This window comes from Leifsonia sp. 22587 (assembly GCF_052044215.1).
Taxonomy (GTDB): Bacteria; Actinomycetota; Actinomycetes; order Actinomycetales; family Microbacteriaceae; genus Leifsonia; species Leifsonia shinshuensis_C.
In genome coordinates this window covers 625,608-634,220 of sequence record NZ_JBQENB010000004.1, presented here as the reverse complement: position 1 = coordinate 634,220, position 8,613 = coordinate 625,608, and the positions used below count along the sequence as shown (strand labels likewise).

8 protein-coding genes are annotated in these 8,613 nt (G+C 71.6%); 5 read left to right on the top strand and 3 right to left on the bottom strand.

Annotated elements, in window-relative coordinates; genetic code table 11:
* Positions 1-429 precede the first annotated feature (429 nt).
* Both ACTJI1_RS18800 and ACTJI1_RS18795 read right to left on the bottom strand, forming a co-directional pair.
* Positions 430-1,512 (bottom strand): 1-deoxy-D-xylulose-5-phosphate reductoisomerase, encoded by a 1,083-nt coding sequence (locus tag ACTJI1_RS18800; RefSeq protein ID WP_440743796.1) that lies wholly within the window; start codon positions 1,510-1,512, stop codon positions 430-432.
* A gap of 38 nt (positions 1,513-1,550) precedes the next feature.
* Entirely contained in the window at positions 1,551-2,888 is a 1,338-nt protein-coding gene (locus ACTJI1_RS18795; protein WP_440743795.1) for an aminotransferase class III-fold pyridoxal phosphate-dependent enzyme, read from the bottom strand.
* Positions 2,889-2,971: 83 nt separating this feature from the next.
* Between ACTJI1_RS18795 and ACTJI1_RS18790 the strand changes: the two genes are divergently transcribed.
* Genes ACTJI1_RS18790 through ACTJI1_RS18780 form a run of 3 tightly spaced genes read left to right on the top strand, consistent with a single transcriptional unit; the run spans position 2,972 to position 5,634 of the window.
* Positions 2,972-3,952 (top strand): FKBP-type peptidyl-prolyl cis-trans isomerase, encoded by a 981-nt coding sequence (locus tag ACTJI1_RS18790; RefSeq protein WP_440743794.1) that lies wholly within the window; start codon positions 2,972-2,974, stop codon positions 3,950-3,952.
* 10 nt (positions 3,953-3,962) lie between these two features.
* Positions 3,963-4,817: a hypothetical protein gene (locus tag ACTJI1_RS18785; RefSeq protein ID WP_310129103.1), complete on the top strand. Its 855-nt coding sequence runs from the start codon at positions 3,963-3,965 to the stop codon at positions 4,815-4,817.
* Positions 4,818-4,875: 58 nt separating this feature from the next.
* On the top strand, positions 4,876-5,634 hold the full coding sequence (locus tag ACTJI1_RS18780) for a lysophospholipid acyltransferase family protein (protein ID WP_440743793.1): 759 nt from the start codon (positions 4,876-4,878) through the stop codon (positions 5,632-5,634).
* A 23-nt stretch (positions 5,635-5,657) separates the two neighbouring features.
* On the opposite strand, the gene ACTJI1_RS18775 is transcribed toward ACTJI1_RS18780, so the two are convergent.
* Positions 5,658-6,131: an OsmC family protein gene (locus ACTJI1_RS18775; RefSeq protein WP_440743792.1), complete on the bottom strand. Its 474-nt coding sequence runs from the start codon at positions 6,129-6,131 to the stop codon at positions 5,658-5,660.
* 37 nt (positions 6,132-6,168) lie between these two features.
* On the opposite strand from ACTJI1_RS18775, the gene gabT reads away from it, so the two are divergent.
* A complete protein-coding gene (gene gabT / locus ACTJI1_RS18770) occupies positions 6,169-7,530 on the top strand; it encodes a 4-aminobutyrate--2-oxoglutarate transaminase (protein WP_440743791.1) in 1,362 nt (453 codons plus the stop codon).
* A complete protein-coding gene (locus ACTJI1_RS18765) occupies positions 7,527-8,540 on the top strand; it encodes an asparaginase (protein ID WP_440743790.1) in 1,014 nt (337 codons plus the stop codon). The genes gabT and ACTJI1_RS18765 overlap by 4 nt, the downstream gene beginning before the upstream one ends.
* Positions 8,541-8,613: the final 73 nt, after the last annotated feature.

Below are 8,613 nucleotides of genomic sequence, written 5' to 3'. Positions count from 1 at the left end.
TCCGGGCAAGCGCAGGCTGCACCCTCCGTCCGGTCCCCTATCGTCGGAGATCTGCGCGCGACCGTCGGAGATTCAGCGCAAATCCCTCCGTATCTCCCTCCAGAGAGCGCTGTGTCGGAGATTTGGAGGCCCTTCTCCGACGATCGGCCGGTGGGGAAAGGTCGAGGCGGCCTACGGCCGGCGTCCGGGCAAGCGCAGGCTGCACCCTCCGTCCGGTCCCCTATCGTCGGAGATCTGCGCGCGACCGTCGGAGATTCAGCGCAAATCCCTCCGGATCTCCCTCCAGAGAGCGCTGTGTCGGAGATTTGGAGGCCCTTCTCCGAGGATCGGTCGGTGCGCCTTGGTGCGGCCACCCCCGCCCAGGCCACCCGCGCCCAGCGCGCCGTGCTCACTCGCCGCTCTCAGCGCGCCGCTCTCAGCGACCCGCGCTCAGCGCGCCGCGATCAGCGCGTCGGCCTTCGCGCGCGCCCAGCGCTCCGACTCGGCGAGCGACTCGCGGGTGAGCTCGCCCGCCGGCACGTGGGCGTCGACGACCCGCTCCACCGTCCCGAGGATGTCGAGGTAGCCGATCGCCCCGGCGTGGAAGGCCGCGACCGCCTGCTCGTTGGCGGCGTTGAAGACGGCCGGGTAGGTGCCCGCGGCCATCCCGACGCGCTTCGCCAGGGCGACCGCGGGGAACGCCTCGTCGTCGAGCGGCTCGAAGGTCCAGGTGTGGGAGGCGGTCCAGTCCAGCGGCACGCCGACCTCGGGGACGCGGTCCGGCCAGCCGAGGCCGAGCGAGATCGGCAGGCGCATGTCCGGAGGGGACGCCTGCGCGATGGTCGAGCCGTCCACGAACTCCACCATCGAGTGGATGACGGACTGCGGATGCACGGTGACGTCGATCCGGTCGTACGGCACGTCGAAGAGCAGGTGGGCCTCGATCACCTCGAGGCCCTTGTTCACGAGGGTCGAGGAGTTGGTGGTCACCACGAGCCCCATGTCCCAGGTGGGATGCGCGAGCGCCTGCTGCGGGGTGACGTCGCGCAGCGACTCGCGGGAGCGACCGCGGAACGGGCCGCCCGACGCCGTCAGCACGAGGCGCCGGACCTCCCCGGCGGACCCCGCGCGGAGCGCCTGCGCGATGGCCGAGTGCTCGGAGTCGACCGGCACGAGCTGACCCGGCGCCGCGGCGCGCTTCACCAGCCCGCCGCCGACGATCAGCGACTCCTTGTTCGCCAGCGCCAGCATCGCCCCCGTCTCGAGCGCGGCGAGCGTCGGACCGAGGCCCACGGAGCCGGTGATGCCGTTGAGGACGACGTCCGCCTCCACCGACCGCACCAGCAGCTCGGAGTCGGCCGCGCCCAGCGCCGTGTCGACCACGCCGAAGCGCTCCGCCTGCGCGGCCAGCTCGTCGGCGCTCCGCCCGGCGCTCAGGCCGACGACGCGGAAGCGGTCCGGGTTCGCCGCGATGACGTCGAGCGCCTGCGTCCCGATGGAACCGGTGGACCCGAGGATGATGACTCTGCGCACGAGGCCATCGTACGAGAGCCGTCGCCCGGCGGGGCTGCTCAGCCCAGGCGGCCGAGCGCCTCCTCCAGCACCGTCGCCGCGTCGTCGATCAGCTCCTCGCTGATGACGACGGACGGCAGGAGCCGCAGGACGCTGTCCCAGCTGCCCGCGTCGAGCGGGATGACACCGTTGCGGGTGGCGTGCGCGAGCACATCCTTCAGCGCCTCCGGGTTCGGAGTCTTCGTCCCGGGCTTCACCAGCTCGACGCCGAACATCGCGCCCTTGCCGCGCACCTCGCCGACCACGGGGAAGCGGTCCGCCCAGTCGCCGATGCGCGCCCACAGCGCCTTCTCCACGCGCCGGGCCTCGGCGAGCAGGTCCTCGTCCTCGAACGCCTGGAAAACCGCGAGGGCCGCCGCCGTCGAGACCGGGTTGCCGCCGAACGTGCCGCCGATGCCGCCGGGCTGGACCGCATCCATGATCTCCGCGCGGCCGGTCACCGCCGCGAGCGGGAACCCGCCGGCGATGCCCTTCGCGCTCGTGACGAGGTCCGGGACGACGCCGTGGTGCTCGATGGAGTACCACGTGCCGGTGCGGCCGATGCCCGCCTGGATCTCGTCGGCGACGAACACGATGCCGTTCTCGGCGCAGAACTCGGCGAGCCGGGCGAAGTAGCCCGGCGCCGGGATGATGATGCCGCCGTCGCCCTGGATCGGCTCCACGAAGAGGGCGGCGAGCTCGGTCGCCCCGATGTGCGTGCGGATGTAGTCGATGGTGCGCTCCGCGGCCTCCTCGCCCGTCATCCCCTCCGGGTCGCGGAACGGGTAGCTGATCGGCAGGCTGTAGATCTCGCCGGGGAACGGTCCCATGCCGGCGCGCTCCGGCCAGGGGCGGTACGTCATCGCCATGGTCAGGTTGGTCCGGCCGTGGAAGGCGTGGTCGAGCGTCGCGATCGCGCGGCGGCCGGTGAACTTGCGGGCGATCTTCACCGCGTTCTCCACGGCCTCCGCACCCGAGTTGACCAGGATGCTGTGCTTCTCGAAGTCGCCGGGCGTGATCTCGGCGAGCTTCTCGGCGACCGCGACGTAGTTCTCGTACGGCGTCACCGTGAAGAGCGTGTGCGTGAGCTTCGACGCCTGCTCGGCGGCGGCCGCCGCAACGGCCGGGTGCGCGTGGCCGATCGTGGTGACGCCGATGCCGCATCCCAGGTCGATCAGGCGGTTGCCGTCCACATCCACCAGGATCGCGCCGGAGCCGGACTCCATGTAGATGTTGGCCAGCGTGCCCGCGCCGCGGCTGACCGACGCGACCCGCCGCTGCTGCAGCTCGACCGAGCGCGGGCCGGGCAGCTCGGTGACCAGGTGACGGGACTGGGGCACGGTGAATTCGCGGGTCATGGATCCATCGTAGGCGGCGCATCCAGCCGACCCATTCCCGCCGCTCAGGTTCGGCGGAGGCTGATAGGGCAGGATGGACGACCGTGCGTACCTCTCTCAAGGCCCTGACCGCGACCGCGTCGGCCGCCCTCCTCGTCGCCGGACTCGCGGCCTGCAGCTCCGCCGCTCCCGCCGCCACGTCGACCCCCGCCGCGAACGCGTGCCAGAACGTCAAGTCGGGCACGGCGTCGAAGTCGGTGAAGGTGACCGGCGACTACCGCGCGACCCCCAAGGTCACGTTCGACGCGCCGCTCAAGACCACCGACGTGGAGCGCACCGTCGTCATCACGGGTCACGGGGCCGAGGCGAAGGGCGGCTCCAGCGTCGACATCGCGCTGGCCGCCTACAACGGGACGACGGGCAAGGAGCTCACGGCGTCGCAGGGCTTCGACGGTTCCGCCGCTGCGACCATCCAGGTGAACGACAAGGCGTACGTGCCCGGCCTCGTCCGCGCGGTGGAGTGCCTGCCGACCGGGTCGCGCGTCGTGCTCACGGCACCGGCCAAGGACGCCTTCGGCAACCAGGACCTCTCGCAGCTGGGCCTCACCACCAAGGACAGCGTCGTCTTCGTCGCGGACGTGGTCTCGCTGACCCCGACGCGCGCCGACGGCACGCCGGTCGCCCCGACCGCCGGGTTCCCGACCGTGAAGCTCAACGCCAAGACCGGCGAGCCGGCCATCACCATCCCGAAGGCCGACCCGCCGACCGAGACCAAGATCGCGCTCCTCAAGCAGGGCGACGGCGAGACGGTGCAGCCGGGCGACACCGTGACGGTGCAGTACAAGGGCGTCCTGTGGCGGAACGGCGAGATGTTCGACTCCAGCTGGAGCCGCGGCGCGCCCGCCTCCTTCCAGACCACCGGCGTCGTCGCGGGCTTCAAGAAGGCGCTCGAAGGCCAGAAGGTCGGCTCGCAGGTGATCGCGATCGTCCCGCCCGCCGACGGTTACGGCTCGGCCGGCTCCGGAGAGATCAAGGCCACCGACACCATGGTGTTCGTGATCGACATCCTGAAGACCACGCGCTGAGGCCCGACCGGTGCGGCTCCCCCGCCTGCGGCTGATCGCCGCCGCGTCCGCCGCGGCGGCGGCGCTCGCGCTGGTGCCCGCGGCGGCCGTCGCGGAGCCGCCGGCGCCGTTCTACCCGGGCTACATCATCAGCGATGACAGCTTCTTCAACCCGGACGCGATGACCGCGGCGCAGATCCAGGACTTCCTGGAGCAGCGCTCGTGCCATCCGAAGGACGACTCACCCTGCCTGTCCGACTTCCGGATGGACGTGCCGGCGCAGCCGGCCTCCGCCGAGCGGTGCACGGCGATCGCGCCGAAGCGCAACGAGCGCGCGAGCAGCATCATCGCGCGAGTCGCCCACGCCTGCACGGTCAGCCCGCGTGTGCTGCTCGTGCTGCTGCAGAAGGAGCAGTCGCTGCTCACGACGCCCAGCGCCTCCGGCTACCAGCGGGCCACCGGGTACGCGTGCCCCGACACGGCCGCCTGCGACACCCGCTACTTCGGGTTCTTCAACCAGGTGTACCGGGCGGCGTGGCAGTTCCGCGAGTACACCGTGCACCCCCGTGACTGGCGGTACAAGATCGGCGGCAACACCATCCAGTACCACCCGGATGCGGCCTGCGGGGCGAGCACGGTGACCATCCTCAACCAGGCGACCGCGAACCTGTACAACTACACGCCCTACCAGCCGAACGGCGAGACGCTGAAGGCGCCGAAGGGTCCCGGCGGGGCGTGCTCCGCCTACGGCAACCTCAACTTCTCGCGGCTCTACAGCGCCTGGTTCGGCTCGCCGCTCGCGGTCCGCTACACCGGGTTCGTCGACGGCTGCCTCGTCTACCGGGGCGGATTCGGCTGCACGCTCGGCACACCGCTGGAGCCGTGACGCGCCGGACCGGCGCGCATGCCGCCTCCGGCATACGTCCGCGCCTACCCTCGAAGGGATGAGCATCGACGAACCCGACGATGGCGTCGCCGAGGTGAAGAGGCCCGGCGCGCTGTACTTCGCCGGCCGCATCCTCATGGCGCCGCTGCTGAAGCTGGTCTACCGGCCGCGCGTGATCGGCAAGCGCAACGTCCCGAAGCACGGCGCGGTCATCCTCGCCAGCAACCACCTGTCGTTCATCGACTCGGTGGTGATCCCGATGACGGCTCCGCGGCGCGTGCAGTTCCTCGCGAAGTCGAGCTATTTCGAGGGCACCGGTGTGAAGGGACGCGTCTCGCGCGCGTTCTTCACGGCGATCGGCGCGGTCGGCGTCAAGCGGGGCGCCGGGGCCGCGGCGCAGGAGGCGCTCGACCAGGCCAAGCGCATCATCGACACCGGTGCGGCCTTCGCCATCTACCCCGAGGGGACGCGGTCGCTCGACGGGCGCCTCTACCGCGGTCGCACGGGCATCGGCTGGCTCGCGCTGACCACCGGCGCCGTCGTGGTCCCGGTCGGGTTGATCGGGACGGACCAGATGCAGCCCGTTGGCGCGCGCATCCCGAAGATCCACCGCATCACGGTGAGTTTCGGGCAGCCGATCGACGTGTCGACCTTCGGTCCGGCGGATTCGGGACGCGCGCGGCGCCAGGCGACGGACGCCATCATGGCGGCCATCCACGGGCTCACCGGCCAGGAGCTCGCCGGCGTCTACAACGAGGCGCCGCCCGCCAACACCGTCGAGCGCGTCAAGCGCGCCCTCCGCCCCGAGCGCCTCTGAGTCGTCGCGCCCTGCGCCCTCGGTCAGGCGAGGGTGAGGAGCTCCGGGGCGTGGTGGACGGGGAAGTTCACGCTCGCCGCGATGAAGCACTTGCGCGAGGCGGGCGCGTGCAGCGACGCGGCCAGCTCGGCCTGCGCCGGGTCGGCGACCGTGACCCGCGGCCTCAGCGTGACCTCGGTGAAGTGTCCGCCGCCGTCGCCCGTCTGCACCATGGTGCCTGTGGCCGCATCCGTGTAGCCGACCACGACGACGCCCGCCCCCGCCGCCTCCGCGAGGTAGCTGAGCATGTGGCACTGCGAGAGCGCCGCGAGCAGCAGCTCCTCGGGGTTCCAGCGGTCGCGGTCGCCGAAGAACACCCGGTCCGCCGAGCCCTCGATCGAGTGCTTCCCCTCGGTGCTCACCACGTGATCGCGGCCGTAGTCCTTGTATCCGCTGGTGCCCGTCCCCCGGTTGCCGGTCCACTGCAGGTCGATCGCGTACGAGTGCTCGAGCTTCATGCTCCGATTCTCGCACCGCGGCTAGACTCGGATCACCATGACTGACACCGTGAGCACCCCCGCGCCCGTCTACTCCGTTCCACAAGAACGCCGCATCGTGACCGCCATTCCCGGCCCCAAGTCGCAGGAGCTGCACGAGCGCCGGCTGGCCGTCGTGCCGACCGGCGTCTCCTCTGCGCTGCCCGTGTACATCGCCCGGGCCAACGGCGCGATCCTGGTGGATGTGGACGGCAACCAGTTCATCGACTTCGGCGCCGGCATCGGCGTCACCACGGTGGGCCACACCGAGACCGCGGTCGTCGAGGCCGCCGCCGGGCAGCTGCAGGACGTCATCCACACGCTCTTCACCATCACCCCGTACGAGGAGTACGTGCGCGTCGCCGAGCTGCTCGCCGCCCACACGCCCGGCGACCACGCCAAGAAGACCGTGCTCGTCAACTCGGGCGCCGAGGCCGTCGAGAACGGCGTGAAGATCGCCCGCAAATACACGGGCCGCCGCGCGGTCGCCGTGCTCGACCACGCGTACCACGGCCGCACGAACCTGACGATGGCCATGAACTACAAGGCCATGCCGTACGCAACCGGCTTCGGTCCGTTCGCCGGCGACGTCTACCACGCGCCGAACTCCTACCCGTACCGCGACGGCCTGAGCGGCGCCGAGGCGGCCGCCCGGACGATCGCGTACCTCGAGAAGGTCGTCGGCGCCTCCGACCTTGCCTGCCTCGTCGCCGAGCCGATCCAGGGCGAGGGCGGCTTCATCGTCCCGGCCGAGGGCTACCTGGCCGCGCTGCAGGAGTGGTGCACGGCCAACGGCGTCGTGTTCATCGCCGACGAGATCCAGAGCGGGATGGCGCGCACCGGCGCGTACTACGCCAGCGAGCACTTCGGGGTCGTCCCGGACCTCGTGCTCAGCGCCAAGGGCATCGCCGGCGGCCTGCCGCTCGCGGCCGTCACGGGCCGCGCCGAGATCATGGACTCCGCACAGCCCGGCGGCCTCGGCGGCACGTTCGGCGGCAACCCGGTCGCCGCGGCGGCCGCGATCGCGGTGTTCGAGACCATCGAGCGCAACGACCTCCTCGCCGAGGGGCAGCGCATCGAGAAGGCGCTGAAGCCGGCCCTCGAAGCCCTCCAGCAGAAGCACGACATCATCGGCGAAGTCCGCGGGATCGGCGCCATGATCGCGATCGAGCTGGTCAAGCCGGGCACCGCGCAGACCACCAAGGAGCCGAACCCCGAGGCGGTCAACGCGATCGTCGCGGCGGCGGCGCAGCAGGGCATCCTGTTCCTGAACGCCGGGACGTGGGGCAACGTCCTGCGCTTCCTGCCCAGCCTGGCCGTCTCGGACGAGCTGATCGCCGACGCCGTCTCGGTGATCGACGACGCCATCTCGGCCCTGTGAGCCCCGAGGTCTCCGTGGGCGCCGAGGTGTTCTCCGTCGACGAGTCCGTCGAGCTGGCCGTGGTGGAGCGCAGCGGCTTCGTGGAGTCCCGGCACGCCGGCTCCGCGGTGGTGCTCGGTCCCGACGGCACGATCGTGCGCACCCTCGGCGCGCCGGACCGGCCGGTCTTCCCGCGGTCGAGCATGAAGCCGTTCCAGGCGGTCGCCGTGATGGGCGCCGGTGTGCCGCTGGAAGGCGCGAACGCGGTCCTTGCGACCGCGAGCCACGCCGGGACGCCCGCGCACCTGTCCGTCGTGCGGGGTCTGCTGGCGCAGGCCCAGCTCACCGAGGACGCGCTGCACTGCCCGGCCGATTGGCCCCTCGACACGGCGGCGCGCGACGAGCTGGTGCGGGCCGGGGAGCACAAGCACCCCGTGTTCATGAACTGCTCGGGCAAGCACGCCGCCATGCTGCTGGCCTGCCGGGTGAACGGCTGGCCGACCGAGAGCTACCTGGACCCGCAGCATCCCGTGCAGCAGCACATCCGCGACACGATCGAGCGCCTCACCGGGGAGAAGGTCGTCGCGACCGGCGTCGATGGATGCGGTGCTCCCGTGCACGCGATGTCGCTGATCGCGCTCGCCCGCGGCATCCAGCGCATCGCCACCGCGTCGGACGGCTCGCCGTTCGCACTGTTCCGCAACGCGGCGCTGCTCAAGAACGCGGTGCTCGCCGACGGCTGGGCGATCGACGGCCCGGGACGCGCGAACACCGTCGTGATCGACGAGCTCGGCGTCTTCGCCAAGGGCGGAGCCGAGGGCGTGATGGTCATGGCCGCCCCCGACGGAACGACGGTGACGCTCAAGGTGCTCGACGGCAGCCTGCGCGCCGCCTCGATCGTCGCCCTGCGGCTGCTGGCGGACGCCGGCGCGCTCAGCCACGAGGACGTCGACCGCGTCGCCCCGAAGCTCGACCTCGCGGTCCTCGGCCGCGGCGAGCCCGTCGGCGCCATCCGCGCCTCCTACGCCTGACCCCTCCCCCGAGCCCTCCCCTCGTCGAGTACACGAAAAGTGCACGCTTTCTCACCGTGAAGCGTGCACTTTT

Coding starts and splice junctions, on each gene's coding strand:
- gabT (WP_440743791.1), top strand. CDS start 6,169: ATGACTGACACCGTGAGCACCCCCGCGCCCGTCTACTCCGTTCCACAA.
- ACTJI1_RS18775 (WP_440743792.1), bottom strand. CDS start 6,131: ATGAAGCTCGAGCACTCGTACGCGATCGACCTGCAGTGGACCGGCAAC.
- ACTJI1_RS18780 (WP_440743793.1), top strand. CDS start 4,876: ATGAGCATCGACGAACCCGACGATGGCGTCGCCGAGGTGAAGAGGCCC.
- ACTJI1_RS18795 (WP_440743795.1), bottom strand. CDS start 2,888: ATGACCCGCGAATTCACCGTGCCCCAGTCCCGTCACCTGGTCACCGAG.